At 64.7% G+C, this 13,871-nt stretch carries 16 protein-coding genes; 9 read left to right on the top strand and 7 right to left on the bottom strand.

What is annotated here, in order from left to right:
• Positions 1-9 precede the first annotated feature (9 nt).
• Positions 10-1,323 carry a glycosyltransferase gene (locus tag N7650_RS02125; protein WP_279896889.1) on the bottom strand — a complete coding sequence of 438 codons (1,314 nt, stop codon included), beginning with the start codon at positions 1,321-1,323 and terminating at the stop codon, positions 10-12.
• A gap of 145 nt (positions 1,324-1,468) precedes the next feature.
• On the opposite strand from N7650_RS02125, the gene N7650_RS02120 reads away from it, so the two are divergent.
• Positions 1,469-2,257: an aspartyl/asparaginyl beta-hydroxylase domain-containing protein gene (locus tag N7650_RS02120; RefSeq protein ID WP_279896888.1), complete on the top strand. Its 789-nt coding sequence runs from the start codon at positions 1,469-1,471 to the stop codon at positions 2,255-2,257.
• Between the two features lie 27 nt (positions 2,258-2,284).
• Here N7650_RS02120 and N7650_RS02115 read toward each other — a convergent pair whose 3' ends face one another.
• Positions 2,285-2,515 carry a DUF465 domain-containing protein gene (locus N7650_RS02115; protein ID WP_009399582.1) on the bottom strand — a complete coding sequence of 77 codons (231 nt, stop codon included), beginning with the start codon at positions 2,513-2,515 and terminating at the stop codon, positions 2,285-2,287.
• Between the two features lie 112 nt (positions 2,516-2,627).
• Here N7650_RS02115 and N7650_RS02110 point away from each other — a divergent pair, with 112 nt between their 5' ends.
• From N7650_RS02110 to N7650_RS02090, 5 genes are all read left to right on the top strand, one after another.
• Positions 2,628-2,993 (top strand): 5-carboxymethyl-2-hydroxymuconate Delta-isomerase, encoded by a 366-nt coding sequence (locus tag N7650_RS02110; RefSeq protein ID WP_009399581.1) that lies wholly within the window; start codon positions 2,628-2,630, stop codon positions 2,991-2,993.
• A 195-nt stretch (positions 2,994-3,188) separates the two neighbouring features.
• Positions 3,189-4,823: a phosphoethanolamine--lipid A transferase gene (locus N7650_RS02105; RefSeq protein WP_279896886.1), complete on the top strand. Its 1,635-nt coding sequence runs from the start codon at positions 3,189-3,191 to the stop codon at positions 4,821-4,823.
• 108 nt (positions 4,824-4,931) lie between these two features.
• Positions 4,932-6,065 (top strand): ribonuclease D, encoded by a 1,134-nt coding sequence (gene rnd / locus N7650_RS02100; RefSeq protein WP_279896884.1) that lies wholly within the window; start codon positions 4,932-4,934, stop codon positions 6,063-6,065.
• Positions 6,062-6,355, top strand: a complete 294-nt coding sequence (locus N7650_RS02095) for a YcgL domain-containing protein (RefSeq protein WP_009399578.1) — start codon at positions 6,062-6,064, stop codon at positions 6,353-6,355. The genes rnd and N7650_RS02095 overlap by 4 nt, the downstream gene beginning before the upstream one ends.
• Before the next feature lie 62 nt (positions 6,356-6,417).
• The gene (locus tag N7650_RS02090) at positions 6,418-7,350 is read left to right on the top strand and encodes a D-2-hydroxyacid dehydrogenase (protein WP_279896880.1); all 933 of its coding nucleotides are present in this window, start codon (positions 6,418-6,420) and stop codon (positions 7,348-7,350) included.
• Positions 7,351-7,441: 91 nt separating this feature from the next.
• Here the strand turns inward: N7650_RS02090 and N7650_RS02085 are convergent, their stop codons facing one another.
• Entirely contained in the window at positions 7,442-8,035 is a 594-nt protein-coding gene (locus N7650_RS02085) for a nitroreductase family protein (protein WP_009399576.1), read from the bottom strand.
• 154 nt (positions 8,036-8,189) lie between these two features.
• On the opposite strand from N7650_RS02085, the gene N7650_RS02080 reads away from it, so the two are divergent.
• Together N7650_RS02080 and N7650_RS02075 are read left to right on the top strand one after the other, a co-directional pair.
• Positions 8,190-8,639 (top strand): YcgN family cysteine cluster protein, encoded by a 450-nt coding sequence (locus tag N7650_RS02080; protein ID WP_009399575.1) that lies wholly within the window; start codon positions 8,190-8,192, stop codon positions 8,637-8,639.
• Positions 8,640-8,675: 36 nt separating this feature from the next.
• Complete coding sequence (locus N7650_RS02075; protein ID WP_009399574.1) at positions 8,676-9,896, top strand: hypothetical protein; 1,221 nt, start codon at positions 8,676-8,678, stop codon at positions 9,894-9,896.
• A gap of 123 nt (positions 9,897-10,019) precedes the next feature.
• On the opposite strand, the gene N7650_RS02070 is transcribed toward N7650_RS02075, so the two are convergent.
• The 3 genes from N7650_RS02070 to N7650_RS02060 form a co-directional block, all read right to left on the bottom strand.
• A complete protein-coding gene (locus N7650_RS02070) occupies positions 10,020-10,382 on the bottom strand; it encodes a DUF2892 domain-containing protein (protein ID WP_009399573.1) in 363 nt (120 codons plus the stop codon).
• Between the two features lie 67 nt (positions 10,383-10,449).
• Positions 10,450-10,920 carry an RNA methyltransferase gene (locus tag N7650_RS02065; RefSeq protein WP_009399572.1) on the bottom strand — a complete coding sequence of 157 codons (471 nt, stop codon included), beginning with the start codon at positions 10,918-10,920 and terminating at the stop codon, positions 10,450-10,452.
• 60 nt (positions 10,921-10,980) lie between these two features.
• Positions 10,981-11,355, bottom strand: coding sequence for a YajD family HNH nuclease (locus N7650_RS02060; RefSeq protein WP_009399571.1), 375 nt, complete (start codon positions 11,353-11,355; stop codon positions 10,981-10,983).
• A 129-nt stretch (positions 11,356-11,484) separates the two neighbouring features.
• Between N7650_RS02060 and N7650_RS02055 the strand changes: the two genes are divergently transcribed.
• Positions 11,485-11,766 (top strand): hypothetical protein, encoded by a 282-nt coding sequence (locus N7650_RS02055; protein WP_009399570.1) that lies wholly within the window; start codon positions 11,485-11,487, stop codon positions 11,764-11,766.
• On the opposite strand, the gene N7650_RS02050 is transcribed toward N7650_RS02055, so the two are convergent.
• Positions 11,763-13,820, bottom strand: a complete 2,058-nt coding sequence (locus N7650_RS02050; RefSeq protein WP_279896874.1) for a S9 family peptidase — start codon at positions 13,818-13,820, stop codon at positions 11,763-11,765. The genes N7650_RS02055 and N7650_RS02050 overlap by 4 nt on opposite strands.
• Positions 13,821-13,871 lie beyond the last annotated feature (51 nt).

The raw sequence follows: 13,871 nt of genomic DNA, 5'->3' as shown, positions 1-13,871 counted from the left end.
ACGTGATGTTCACAAGGGTTTGTCGAATTCATGCCGGGTCCAGAAGTCCTTCATGATGCCCCAGCAGCGGCGTGACTCGCCTTGTGCCGCAGCGCCGAACACTACCTGGGTCTGTTCGCCATGGATGCGGAAGCTGCTCAATGGCCGGACCAGGTACACGGTATTGCCGCGCAGTGCGAGGTTGAGGAAGATCGCCACGTCGGACGCCCAGGCGATCGGCTGCTGGTCCACCGACATGAAGTCCGGGGTGACGTCGATCATGTCGTCGCGGCGGAACATCACCGTGCTCGGCTCGCCGATGAAGTTGAGCTGCGACAGCATCAACGCGGTGCCCATGGACAGGCCCTCGATCATCGAGTCGGCAGCCACCGGTGCCTGGGTCGCGGGAATATCGGCCAGCGGTGCGCCGAACCCGTCGATGCGCTGGCGCTTGGAGGTTGCCAGAGTGATGTCCGGGTAATCGCGGAAGGTCCCGAGCAGGCGCTCGACGCATTCGATGTCCAGCAGGTCGTCGTCGTTGAGGAACTTGATGTACTCGCCACGGGCCTGCTGCATGCACAGCACATGGTTGAGGCGACCGATGTCCTTGCCCGCGTCGGGGTTGCGCACATAGCGCAGGCGCGGGTCGAAGCGGGCATAGTCGGCGACGATGGTCTCGATGGCATCGCTCGGGCAGTCGTCGCAGACCAGGACTTCGATATTCCGGTAGGTCTGGTTCAGCGCGCTTTCCAGGGCCTGGTGCAAATGCTCGGTCCGGTAGGTCGGCATGACGATGCTGACCAGCGGCTCGGCATCGGCGGCGAGCTGGCGTTGCGGTTTGCGCAACTCCAGGACCAGCTGGCCCGCCGCTGCGCTTTCCAGGCCGCCCAGGTTGGCGTCGCTGCTGTGGCCCGCAGCGATGCCGTCTACCGGGACCAGGCCGACCATCTTGCAGACACGGGTCAGGTCGTCACGGTCCCAGGTCCAGGCGTGCTGGCGCAGAGCACGGTTCAAGCGCTCGCCCCGGCCGATACCGGGTGTTTCGGGGTGAACCCGATCAGCCACGTAGTCATCCACGAGCGCCTGCAGGTCGCTGGTCACCAGGCGCAGTACGCCACCCGGCTGCAGCACACGGCGGCATTCGAGCAGCAGGCGGATACCCTGGTTGCGATTCAGGCGCTCCAGCAGATGCGCGCTGTAGATCCCCGGCACCGTGCCGCGTTCCCAAGGCAGGGCGGCCCCCGGATCGAGCTGGTAGTCGGCATGGGCGGCCTCCAGGTCGATATTGAAGAAGCCCTGGCGTGGGTGAACGGGGCAACCGAGGTTCAGGTAGATGGACTGCATGGGGTTCGCTTCGAAAAGAGTGCCTGGCCAGTGTATCGGCCGATGGGGTGTAAACATGATCCTTGCGGGGGAATCCTGCAACTGGCAGGGTGATGGCGTTTTGCTCCAAGACAATATGTGACAGCCAATGGAATCGGAGTCGCCCATGCAACCCGTGCAACGCAGCCGCCCCGGCTTTTCCCGATTGCCCCTGGTCATCGACCCGGCGCCGATGCTAGCTGCCCTGGCCGACCTCGACGACACCCTTTGGCAACCCCATTTCAACCGCGATTACTACCAGGGTGACTGGAGTGGCGTCGGGCTGATAACCACCGAGTCCCAGGTGGCGCTGGTGCACGGCGAGGGCCCGGCGATCAAGCGCCAGCCGTGGCTGGATGATCCGCGCTGGGCCCGGGGCCTGGCCGGGCTCGAGGTGGAGATCCGCAACGCCCGTTTGCTGCGCCTCGGCCCCCACAGCCATATCCGCGAACACCGCGACTACGATCTGGGTGGCCCGGATGCCGACATGCGCCTGCATGTGCCGTTGCTGGCGCCGGAGGAGGTGGATTTCATGCTGGAGGACCAGCGTGTGCCGATGCGTGCCGGGGAGTGCTGGTTTCTCGACCTGTATCGCCCGCACAGCGTCAACAATCATGGCGACAGGCCGCGCATCCACCTGGTTATCGACTGCCGTCCTGGCCCTTGGGTGGACGCGGCGATCGACGCGGGGCTGGCGACCACACCGGCCGCCGGCGAGGGCCGTTTCAACAGGGCCTATGCCGGGTTCAGCCGCTGGCTGGAGCAGCATCCACAGCACGCCGTAGCACTCGACCCGCTGCAGGATCGCGAGGTGCTGATCAGTCGCATTCTGGAACTGGGCCAGGCTCAGGGCTTCGTGTTCGGGGCGGACCAGGTGCGGGCGGCGCTGCGTCGGCAGCGCCAGGTGGTGCGCTGACACCGGGGCGTCAGCGCGGGGGCGGGGTCAGGCGGATTTCACCAGGCTGGCGATCTTGTCCTTGATCTCCAGGCGCTCCTTGCGCAGCCGGGTGACGATGTCATCCGCGGCGGCGCTCTGTTCGGCTTCGACGACCTCCTTGTCCTTTTGCAGGTAGCGGGTTTCCAGCTCCGCCAAGTGGGCACTGCCTTTCTTCAGCGCCTCGAATTCTTCCGCGGTCACTCCAAGGTCGGCGTACAGATTGTGTTTGACCGGCATAGCTTCAACTCCTCAGTCAGGTCGGGGCATGAACCTTCAGCGTAGATGTCTTTGCCGTGTTGGGCAGTCGGGGTTAGTCTGTCGGATCTTTTTCCGCGACCGGTAGTCCCCCATGCCCCAGCTTCATCTGGAATACAGCGCCAACCTGCGTGACCTCGATACCGACAAGGCCCTGCTGCGCCTGAACAGCGCCCTGGTCGCCAGTGGCCAGTTCGGCGACGAGGTGGATATCAAGAGTCGCGCCGTGGCCCATGAGACCTTTCGCGTCGGCATCGCGCCGGTCGAGCGTGCCTTCGTCCATGTGAAGCTGGCGCTGCTCAGCGGTCGCTCGCCGGAGATCAAGCGCCAGTTGTCCGCCAGCCTGCTGGAGGCGCTGAAGGATGTGCTGGCGGTCCCGGCCGGTATCGATACGCAACTGTGCGTGGAGATCCTGGACATCGATCGCGACTCCTACGCCAAGGTCCGTTTCCCTGCCTGACCCTGCCATTCCCGGCCGCCGTTTGCCAGCGGCGGCTTGATCACCTATTCCGGATTAATAAAAGTTCATTCCCGGCCATCGTTTGTTGGCGTTTTTTTCACGGAAAATTGATGAACGGCTGCTTAAAGTCCACCCCGCGAACAACCTGATGTCGCAAAGACATCAGCGGATGGATCTTTTTATAAGCGAATCGTCATGCTGAAACTCAAGTCGTTGCGTCCCGAATGGGTGACGCTGCTGGCCAGCGCCTACCTGTTGATCGGCTTCAACTCGGTACTCTGGGAGCATGTTTCCACGGTGTTGCAGGGGGACGCCCATGCCGTGCTGCTGCGCCTGGCTTTCGGCGTGCTGCTGCTGTGCGCCTTCAATATCGTGCTGACCCTGCTGGCGTTTCGCAAAGTTCTTAAACCGGTATTGGCCACGTTATTCATCATCAGTGCCGGCGTCGCCTATTTCATGAGCCAGTACGGCGTGCTGATCGATATCGGCATGTTGCGCAATACCGTGGAAACCAACGTCACGGAAGTGCGTGACCTGCTATCGCTGAAGTTGTTCGTTCATATTGTGCTGCTCGGGGTACTACCGACCTTCATCCTGCTAAGGACACCGATCCGCTTCCGTAGCCTTCCGCGCGAGCTGTTGCAAAAGCTCCTGGTCGTGCTGGCCAGTGCGGCGTTGCTGGCTGCCGTGGCCATGGTCAATTACCAGGGGCTGGCCTCGCTGTTTCGCAATCATCATGAGTTGCGCCTGATGATCGTGCCGAGCAACTACATCGGCGCCTCGGTGAATTACGCCCGGGAAAAGGTCGGGGTCGCTTCGCAGCCGTTCCGCAAGATCGGCGAGGATGCCACGCTGGCCCCGGCCTGGGCCGCCCATCCGCGCAAATCCCTGACGGTCCTGGTGGTGGGCGAGAGTGCCCGCGCCGAGAACTTCGGACTGCTGGGCTACAACCGCGATACCACGCCGCAATTGAGCAAGGAGCAGGGCTTGCTGAGCTTCAGCAATGTCACGTCCTGCGGCACCGAAACCGCGGTCTCCGTGCCCTGCATGTTTTCCGGAATGACCCGCAAGGACTACGACGCGGCCAAGGCGAAGAACCAGGAAGGCCTGCTCGACATGCTGCAGCGTGCCGGCCTGGTGGTGGAATGGCGCGACAACCAGTCGGGCTGCAAGGGCACCTGCGACCGCGTGCACGTCGAGGACGTCAGCAACCTGAAGGACCCGGCCCTGTGCGCCGACAACGAATGCCACGACGAAATCCTGCTCAAGGACCTCGCCGCGCGTATCGACGATCTCAAGCAGGACACCGTGCTGGTCCTGCACCAGATGGGCAGCCACGGTCCGGACTACTACAAGCGCTACCCGGCTTCGTTCGAGCGCTTCACCCCGGTTTGCCGCAGCAACGCCCTGAATCAGTGCGACCGCCAGAGCATCGTCAACGGCTACGACAACACCTTGCTGTACACCGACCACGTGCTGGCCTCGCTGATCGATGTGCTGCGCAGCAAGCAGGACCAGGTCGATACGGCGATGATCTACCTCTCCGACCACGGCGAATCCCTGGGCGAGTACAACCTGTTCCTCCACGGCACGCCCTACATGCTGGCCCCCGAGCAGCAAAAGCACGTGCCGATGCTGGCCTGGTTCTCGGACAACTACCGCAAGAGCTTCGGCGTCGATACCGACTGCCTGCAACAGGGCCGCGACCGGCCGCTGAGCCAGGACAACCTGTTCCACTCCATGCTCGGCCTGCTGCAGGTTCGGACCTCGTTGTACAACCCGCAGCTGGATCTGTTCGCCGGCTGCCGTCCGGCCCAGGCATCACTGTAAAAGCGCGGCACGGGCTCGCCGCCTACTCTGGAAAGGCTACCGTCGAGCGGTTTCCCGGCGGTGGCCCGTGCCGTATATACTGCGCGCCATTGTATGTGGGAGAGCCTTGTGGCCATCGAAATTCACTGGATTACCGACGACAGCGCCCTGGCGGAACATTGCCGGCAATGGCGTCAACTGCCCTTCGTGGCCCTCGACACCGAGTTCATGCGGGTCGACACCTTCTATCCCAAAGCCGGTTTGATCCAGGTCGGCGATGGCCAGCGTGCCTTCCTGATCGATCCGCTGCTGATCAACGACTGGCAGCCCCTGGCCGGCCTGCTCGAAGACCAGGGCGTGACCAAGGTCCTGCATGCCTGCAGCGAAGACCTCGAAGTCCTTGCTCGCCTGACCGGCAGCCTGCCGGTGCCGCTGTTCGACACGCAACTGGCGGCCGGCTATCTCAACCTCGGCTTTTCCATGGGCTACTCGCGCTTGGTCCAGGAAGTCCTGGGCATCGAACTGCCGAAGGGCGAGACCCGTTCCGACTGGCTGCAACGCCCGCTTTCGCAAACCCAGGTCAGCTACGCCGCGGAAGACGCCGTGCACCTGGCCGAGCTTTACGAGCGCCTGCGCCCGCAACTGAGCGACGACAAGAATGCCTGGGTGCTGGAGGACGGCGCCGAGCTGGTGATTCAACTGTGCCGGGAAATCGACCCCTACGAGCTGTACCGCGACGCCAAGCTGGCCTGGAAGCTGTCCCGGGCCCAGCTTGCCGTGCTGCGCGAGCTGTGCGCCTGGCGCGAACTGGAAGCCCGCGAGCGCGACGTGCCGCGCAACCGCATCCTGCGCGAGCATGCCATGTGGCCGATCGCCCGGACCCAGCCGGACAACCTGTCAGCCCTGGCCCGTATCGAAGACATGCACCCGCGCACCATCCGCCAGGATGGCGAGTTCCTGCTCGACCTGATCAAGCGCACGGGCAACCTGCCGCCGGAAGAATGGCCGCCGGCAGTGCCCGAGCCGCTGCCGATCGAAGCCGCCGCGCTCCTGAAGAAACTGCGTGCCATCGGCCAGGCCGAGGGTGAACGCCTGAACATCGCGCCCGAGCTGATGCTGCGCAAGAAAACCCTCGAGGCGCTGCTCAAGAGCGGCTACCCCGACGGACCGTACCAATTGCCCGACTCGCTGCGCGGCTGGCGCCGCGAGCGGATGGGCCAGGCCCTCCTCGACTGCCTGGCCGATGCCGGAGAATCCGCTTGAAACGTATCTGTTCGATTTACCGCAGCCCGCGCAAGCCGGGCATGTACCTTTACCTGCTCAAGGCCGATGGCCTGAACCGGGTGCCGGACGCCCTGTTGCCGCTGTTCGGCACGCCGCAGCACGCCTTCGATGTCGTGCTGACCCCGGAGCGCACCCTGGCCAGCGAGGACATCGCCAAGGTCCTGGAAAACCTTGATAGCCAGGGCTTCCACTTGCAGATGCCGCCAGCCGAAGAGGAATACATCGAGCACCTGCCGGACGAATTGCTGCGTCGCAACGACCCGGTCTGATCCCGCCCTGACGGGGCCGGTTCCGACCGGCCCTCCCGCTGTTCTGCAAGGTTTTAATCGATATGCGCGTTCTGATCGCCGAACAGGATCACGCTCTCTATGCCCGTCTGCTGCGCGAGGCATTGCCCGAACTCGAAGTGCTCACCAGCGGTGATTCCGCCGAATTGTCGGCGCAGGCAGCGCAGTGCCCGGTCTGGCTGGGCCAGCCCGACCTGCTGGCGTCCCTGCTGCGCCAGGGGCACCGCCCTGGCTGGGTGCAGTCGACCTGGGCCGGCATCACGCCGCTGCTGGCCGAGGGCCTGCCCCGCGAATACCGGCTGACCCGGGCCGTGGGTATCTTCGGCCAGGTCATGGCCGAGTACGTGCTGACCTACATGCTCGGTCACGAGCGTGAAGTGCTGACCCGCCTGATGAGCCAGGTCGAGCGCAAGTGGGACGGGCGTCCGGGACGCAGCCTGGACGGGCGTCGGGTGCTGATCGTCGGGACCGGTGACATCGGTTGCGAGGTGGCGCGTTTCCTCGTGCCGTTCGGCTGCAAGCTGTATGGCATCGCCCGTTCGCCCCGCCCGCTCGAGCCCTTCATCGAAGTGGCCGGGCTGGACGAGATCGGCCGGCTGGTGGGGCAGGTGGACTATGTGGTCAACCTGCTGCCGGATACCCCGGCGACCCGCGATATCTATGACGCTGCGCTGTTCCAGCGCTTCAACCCGGACGCGTTGTTCATTAACGCCGGGCGCGGTGTGGCAGTGGTCGATGGCGACCTGGTAGAGGCGCTGACCAAGGGCCATCTGGCCGGGGCGGTGATCGATGTGTGCCGCCAGGAGCCGTTGCCGCGCAATCATCCGTTCTGGACCGCGCTAGGGCTGCTGCTGACCGGGCATAGCTCGGCGCCGACCTCGCCGGCGGCGATGGTGCGGTTGTTCGTTGAGAACCTGGGGGCTTACGGGCGGGGCGACGGATTGCGCGGAGAAGTCGATTTTTCGCGGGGCTATTGAAGCAGCAATCGCTGGCAAGCCAGCTCCCACAGGGGTTGCGGTGCACGCGGTCCTTGTGGGAGCTGGCTTGCCAGCGATTAGGCCATAAGGCTTACAGAGTGAAGTCACCCTCGGCCGCCAGCTCGTTCAGCGGCCGGCGCGGGCTCGGTACTTCACGGGCCTGCAGGTACTCGGCCAGGGTCGCCTTGTCACCCAGCTTGCCGATCGCCACTGCGGCGTGCAGGTCGTAGCCCTCGGGAATCTTCAGCTCCTTGCGGGTCAGTTCCTGATCGAAGCCGGCCATGCCGTGGGTGTGCCAGCCACTGATGCTGGCTTGCAGCGCCAGGTGACCCCAGGCCGAGCCGGTGTCGAAGGTGTGCCACAGGGCCGGGGTTTCCTCGCTGGCGCCCGGTGCGGTGAAGGTAGTCTTGGAGATCACGATCACCAGTGCCGACGCATGCTGCGCCCAACTGCGGTTGAATTCGTTGAGCAGGCCCAGGTAACGCTCCCAGTTCGGCGTATCGCGGCGGGCGTAGAGGAAGCGCCAGGGTTGCGAGTTGTAGGCCGAAGGCGCCCAGCGCGCGGCCTCGAGGAAACTCAGCAGGGTTTCTTCGGAAATCGGCTCGCCGGTGAAGGCTCGGGGCGACCAGCGCTGGATGAACTGTTCATGGATGGCATAGTCAGCGATACGAGGGTTGGCGCTCATGACGGATTCCTGGACAGGGGCGAGAACTGAAATGGTTTGCAAAACTACAACTGTCGGCCACACCCTGACAAGCGGTCTGGCAAAGGCGCAACGCACGTCCTAGACTGGCGCCGCCCCGCAGGGCCGAAGAATTTTGAAACAGGATCATCGCAACATGCAGGCAAGCTCCGCGCCGTTCTGGACCCGCAAAACCCTCGATCAGCTCGACGCCGCCGAATGGGAGTCGCTGTGCGACGGTTGCGGCCTGTGCTGCCTGCAAAAGCTCGAAGACGAAGACGACAACAGCGTCTACTACACGCGCATCGCCTGCAAATTGCTGGACCTGAACACCTGCCGCTGCAGCGACTACCCGAACCGCTTCGAGCACGTGCCCGACTGTATCCAGCTCACCCCGGGCAAGGCCGACCAGTTCAAATGGCTGCCGCCCACCTGCGGTTATCGCCTGGTCAGCGAGGGCAAGGACCTGCCGGACTGGCACCACCTGGTCTGCGGCGACCGCGAGCAGGTGCACAAGCAGCGCATTTCGCAGGCGGGGCGCATGCTCAGCGAGAACAGCGTCGCCGAAGATGACTGGGAAGACTATCTGATATTCCGCGCCAGCTAAGCTGGCGCGTTTCGCGTTCGTGCAAGGAGTCGGGCAATGCCTGTGCGTCACCCTCTGGCGTGGGTCCTGTTGCTGCTGGCGAGCGATGCCGCCTGGGCCAGGAAAGTCGATCTGGATTACCACGTGCGCCTGCTGCCCCAGAGCGGCCAGGCCGAAGTGCGCCTGACCCTGGCCGATGGCGCCCAGGTGCGCAGCCTGGATTTCGACCTGGGCAGGGAAGGCCTGTATAGCGATTTCAAGGCCGACGGTCCGTGGCTACCGGCGGCGGACCGCCAACGTGGGGTCTGGCAGCCGGCACCGGGCAAGTCCAGCCTGAGCTACAAGGTACGGCTTGATCACAAGCTGAAGAACGGCAGCTACGACAGCCGTATCGCGGCGAACTGGGCGCTGTTCCGCGGTGATGACCTGGTGCCGCCAGCGCGTCTCGACCAGCAGGATGGCACCGAACTGGTGGCTCGCCTGAGCGTCGATCTGCCTGCCGGCTGGAACAGCATCGAGACGGCATGGCCGCGGATTGGCAAGCAGCGTTTTCGCATCGACAACGTTTCGCGCCTGTTCGACCGTCCAACCGGCTGGATGCTCGCCGGTACGGTAGGTGTGCGACGTGCCCGCCTGGGCGAGACCGAGGTCAGCGTGGCCGGTCCGGTCGGGCAGGGGCAGCGCCGCATGGATGCATTGACCTTGCTGACCTTCGTCTGGCCGCAGTACCAGGCGGTGTTCCCGCGCAATCCAGCGAAACTGCTGCTGGTCGGCGCCCGTGAACATCTATGGCGAGGCGCACGGGCTGCGCACGACTCCATCTACCTCAACAGTGCCAGCGCGCTGGTCAGCGAAAACGGCAGCAGCCCGTTGTTGCGCGAGCTGGTGCGGGTGTTTGCGCGGATCAACGACCGTGAAGGCAGCGACTGGATCGGCGAGGGGCTGGCGGAGTACTACGCTACCGAGCTGCTGCGCCGGGCCGGTGGCATCAGTGATGACCGCTACCAGGCATTGCAGAAGCGCCTGAACAAGGAAGGCAAGGCGGTGACCAGCCTGCGCGGCGAGCAGGCCAGCGGAGCGACCATCGCCCGCGCGGTGTTGCTGTTGCAGGCGCTGGATCGGGAAATCCGTGTTCATACTCACAACAAGCAGTCGCTGGACGATCTGGTGCGGGCATTGATGCGGATGAACAGCGTGAGTACGGCGGAGTTCGTGCAGTTGGCCGAGAGTGTAATGGGGCGGGAGTCGGAGGTTTTGCGCACTCCGCTGCTTCAGTGACCGACCTTCAGGGCCCTATCGCTGGCAAGCCAGCTCCCACAGGGCTGCAGTGATCTCAAGATCTGCACTCAACCTGTGGGAGCTGGCTTGCCAGCGATGAGGCCCTGAAGAGCACAGCAAATCTCAGGGTTTTGGACTGACCAGCGAATCGTTCCCGGTCACGGTGGCACTCTTGGTCGCCGCCTCCGCCGCATCCTTCAACGACTTCAGCTCGCTTCCGGTGCGTTCGATCTTCGCCCGGATCCCGTCCAGGTCCTGGCGTCCTTTCTCCAGCAGGCTTTTCGCCGAACAATGCCCGGTGACCCCGCGGGCCAGCACGGCGCCGCCAATGGCCATCTGGACCAGCCCGAACAGACCGCCACGACGCAGGCCCTTGCCCAGCATCACTACCCCGGTGAATACCGAGCCCGCTCGCTCCCAGCCCTGGACGTTGTGCTCGGGTTTGCTCTGAAAGGGCGTTGCCGGAATCTCTGGCTTCTGGCGCATGAGCGCTTCTCCTCTTGAGTGACGTGATAGTCAGCAGACCGCCGGCTTGCGCCCGGCGTTCAATCGCTTACTTGAAGCGCGGCCCGGAGCGGGTGTTCAGGCCTTTGGCCATGCGGTCGTAAAGCACGACGTTGACCGTGGCGGCCAGGTTCATGCAACCGTTGGTCGGGATGTAGATGGTCTCCTCGCACCAGGCGCGGACGTCGTCGTCCAGGCTGCCGTCCTCGGGCCCGAAGATGTAGATGGCACGGTCCGGATGGGTGTATTCCGGCAGGGGCCGAGCGCCTTCCACCAGTTCCACGGCCACCGGGGTACAGCCCAGGGGAATGATCTTCTGCAGGTCGTCGATGCCGATCAGCGGGATGTCGTAGTGAACCCGCTTGGTGTCGGTGACGAAGTCGCGAGCGCGTTCGTAGCGCTTGCCGGTGTAGAACACCGAGTTCACGCCATAGCAGCCGGCGGCGCGCATCACCGAACCGACGTTTTCAGGGGATTTGGGGTTGTACAGGCCGATGCAGCTGTACCTTTTGTTCGCCACGTGCCGGGCCCTTCGCAAAAAAGACGCGATTATACGGGCTCGGCGCGGCGTGCTGCGACTTCAGTCCTTCTTGTTGAGCATTCCGGCGAGGGCGGCGAAGGGGTTGTGCGTGGCCTTGGCGATGGACGGCGTGCTCAGCGAGCCTTCGCTGAAGTACTGCTGGTCGGTATAGCGCGAGTGCTCGTTGTCGTGGCAGTACAGGCACAGCAGTTCCCAGTTGGAGCCGTCCTGGGGATTGTTGTCGTGGTTATGGTCGCGGTGATGCACGGTCAGTTCGCTCAAGCGCTTGCCGGAGAACTCCCGGGCGCAGCGGCCGCAGACATGCGGGTACATGCGCAGGGCTTTCTGCCGGTAGCCCCGTTCGTCGTCGCGCTTGGCGTCGGCAAGGATGCGGTCGAGCCGCGCGGTGGCAGCGGCGGAGGAGGCGTCAGTCATGTTCTTACCTGTTCAGGCTTGGGTTGGCACGGTTTCGCCGTCAGTTTAGCGCCAGTACCGCTTCCTGGGCAGGCAATCCGCTACATGGCGGAGTAGTCTGTATGGCATGACCTCGACCAGGAGCCCCGCATGCGTCTGACGAGCATCCTGCTGTATTGCGTCGCCAGCCTGGCCACCGCCCAGGCCGACGACCTGCAACCGCGCGTGATCGCGCCGGTGCCCGGGGCGCCGGGTACCGCGACGCCCACGCCCTATCCGCAAATCACCCCATCGATGCCACCGAAGGCCGGCGACGGCAGGCCGGGCGGCCCCTTGCTGCCGCCCATGCCATTGCCATCGCCGCCCAAGGATCAACCGCTGCCGGGGCTGATGCCGACGCCGGACAAGACCATGGACAAGACCAAGGACTAGGCGCCCGCCAGCCCCAGCTCGTTCAGCACGAAGGCGTACTCCAGGGCCGCGTCGCGCAGGCCCTGGTAGCGCCCGCTCATGCCGCCATGGCCGGCGCCCAGCTCGGTCTTGAGCAGCAGCGGATTGCCGTCGGTCTTGGTAACGCGCAGCTTCGCCACCCACTTGGCCGCTTCCCAATACTGCACGCGGCTGTCGTTATAGCCGGCGATCACCAGCAGGGACGGATAGGCCTGGGCCTTCAGGTTTTCGTAAGGCGCGTAGGCCTTGATCCGTTGGTAAACCTCCGGCTCCTGGGGATTGCCCCATTCGTCGTATTCGGTGACGGTCAGCGGCAGGTCCGGATCGAGCATGGTATTGAGCACGTCGACGAACGGCACCTCGGCAATCGCCACCTTGAACAGCTCGGGACGCTGGTTGAGCACCGCGCCGATCAACAGGCCGCCGGCGCTGCCGCCGCTGATCGCCAGCTGGCTGGCGCGGGTGATGCCGGACGCGATCAGGTGTTCGGCACAGGCGATGAAGTCGCTGAAGGTGTTGGCCTTGTGTTCCTGCTTGCCGGCGCGGTACCAGGCTTCGCCCAGCTCGCCGCCGCCACGCACGTGGGCGATGGCAAAGGCCACGCCGCGGTCCAGCAGGCTCAGGCGGGCATGGGAGAACCACGGATCGAGGCTTTCGCCGTAGGCGCCGTAGCCGTACAGGTAGAGCGGCACCGGCTGGCCAAGGTCGCTGCGACGCTGGACCAGGCTGATCGGCACCCGCGTGCCGTCGCTGGCCTGTGCCCAGAGGCGCTGGCTGACATAGGTGTCGGCATCGAACTCGCCAAGCACCGGCGTTTGCTTGAGCACCACCTGCTCGCCAGTGGCCAGGTCCAGCTGGCGCACCTGGGCCGGGCGGTTCAGGGCTTCGTAGCGCAGGCGAATGCGCGCGCTGGTGAACTCCAGGCTGTCCTGTACGTACAGGCTGTAGGCAGCGTCCGGCAGTTGCACCCGGTAGGCCGGCAGCCCGCAAGGGCGCACTTCGATGATCGGCAGGCCGCCCTCGCGCAGGCTCAGGGTCAGGGCGCCGGCATTGAGGGTCAGGCCCTCGATCATCACCGCGTCGCTGTGGGGCACCAGTACCTGCCATAGGTCGCGGGTGGGCACGCGGTCACCGGGAGCGTGATAGAGGGCGAAGTTGATGCCGTCCTGGTTGCTGCGCACGAACCAGCGCCATTCGCCGTCGAGCTTGCCGTGGTCGGCGTCGTATTCATGGCCTTCGACCCGTGGCGCCAGGCAGGCGAACGTGCCGTCCGGGGTGTCGGCATCCAGTACCCAGGCTTCGCTGGTGGTCTTGCTGTTGAGCGACAGCACCAACTGGCGCTCGGAGCTCGAGCGGTAGCAGTGGAGGAAGAAGCGCCCGTCGTTTTCCTCGAAGACCGGCTCGGCCTCGGCGCTGCCGAGGCGGTGGCGGTGCAGGCGGAACGGCCGGTGGGTGTCGTCCAGCTCGGTGAAGAACAGGGTCTGGCTGTCGTTGGCCCAGGTCATGCTGCCGTCGCAATCGTCGAACGGGAGTTCGCTGATCGCGCCGCTGGCCAGCTCCTTGACGTACAGGGTGTAGATCTCGTCGCCGCTGGTATCCAGGCTGTAGGCCAGGCGCTGATGGTCCGGGCTGACGTTGAAGGCGCCCAGGCTGAGGAAGCCGCCGGCAGCCAGTGCGTTGGGGTCGAGCAGCAGTTCCTCGCGGCTTTCGTCCACCGTGTTGGAATCATCGGCCGGGCGTGGGCAGCGGTAGTGTCGGGCGTATTCGTCGCCGGCGGTGGTGCGGGTGTAGTACAGATACGGACCCCAGGGCGAGGGTAGGGACAGGTCGGTTTCGAGGATGCGGCCCTTGATTTCCTGGAACAAGGTTTCGCGCAACCCGGCCTGGCCGGCCAGTTGCGCCTCCTGGAAAGCGTTCTCGGCCTCCAGGTAGGCCATCACCTCCGGAGCGTCGCGTTCCTGCAGCCAGGCATAGGGATCCGCGCCTTCGCCCCGGCGGGCGATCGGGGCGGACAGGGCTCGGGCGGAAGAGGACATATGCGGTTCCTTGGCTGGGGGGCGCCTGCGCGCGGAAAAATCGCTATCATA

It is taken from the genome of Pseudomonas sp. GD04058, assembly GCF_029836855.1.
Classification (GTDB): Bacteria; Pseudomonadota; Gammaproteobacteria; order Pseudomonadales; family Pseudomonadaceae; genus Aquipseudomonas; species Aquipseudomonas bharatica.
The sequence above is the reverse complement of the archived record's forward strand: the minus strand, read 5'-3'. Positions and strand labels throughout refer to the sequence as shown.

Excerpts from the sequence above, each read along its gene's own strand:
- N7650_RS02125 (WP_279896889.1), bottom strand. The coding sequence starts at position 1,323 with ATGCAGTCCATCTACCTGAACCTCGGTTGCCCCGTTCACCCACGCCAG.
- N7650_RS02120 (WP_279896888.1), top strand. The coding sequence starts at position 1,469 with ATGCAACCCGTGCAACGCAGCCGCCCCGGCTTTTCCCGATTGCCCCTG.
- N7650_RS02115 (WP_009399582.1), bottom strand. The coding sequence starts at position 2,515 with ATGCCGGTCAAACACAATCTGTACGCCGACCTTGGAGTGACCGCGGAA.
- N7650_RS02110 (WP_009399581.1), top strand. The coding sequence starts at position 2,628 with ATGCCCCAGCTTCATCTGGAATACAGCGCCAACCTGCGTGACCTCGAT.
- N7650_RS02105 (WP_279896886.1), top strand. The coding sequence starts at position 3,189 with ATGCTGAAACTCAAGTCGTTGCGTCCCGAATGGGTGACGCTGCTGGCC.
- N7650_RS02090 (WP_279896880.1), top strand. The coding sequence starts at position 6,418 with ATGCGCGTTCTGATCGCCGAACAGGATCACGCTCTCTATGCCCGTCTG.
- N7650_RS02085 (WP_009399576.1), bottom strand. The coding sequence starts at position 8,035 with ATGAGCGCCAACCCTCGTATCGCTGACTATGCCATCCATGAACAGTTC.
- N7650_RS02080 (WP_009399575.1), top strand. The coding sequence starts at position 8,190 with ATGCAGGCAAGCTCCGCGCCGTTCTGGACCCGCAAAACCCTCGATCAG.
- N7650_RS02075 (WP_009399574.1), top strand. The coding sequence starts at position 8,676 with ATGCCTGTGCGTCACCCTCTGGCGTGGGTCCTGTTGCTGCTGGCGAGC.
- N7650_RS02070 (WP_009399573.1), bottom strand. The coding sequence starts at position 10,382 with ATGCGCCAGAAGCCAGAGATTCCGGCAACGCCCTTTCAGAGCAAACCC.
- N7650_RS02060 (WP_009399571.1), bottom strand. The coding sequence starts at position 11,355 with ATGACTGACGCCTCCTCCGCCGCTGCCACCGCGCGGCTCGACCGCATC.
- N7650_RS02055 (WP_009399570.1), top strand. The coding sequence starts at position 11,485 with ATGCGTCTGACGAGCATCCTGCTGTATTGCGTCGCCAGCCTGGCCACC.
- N7650_RS02050 (WP_279896874.1), bottom strand. The coding sequence starts at position 13,820 with ATGTCCTCTTCCGCCCGAGCCCTGTCCGCCCCGATCGCCCGCCGGGGC.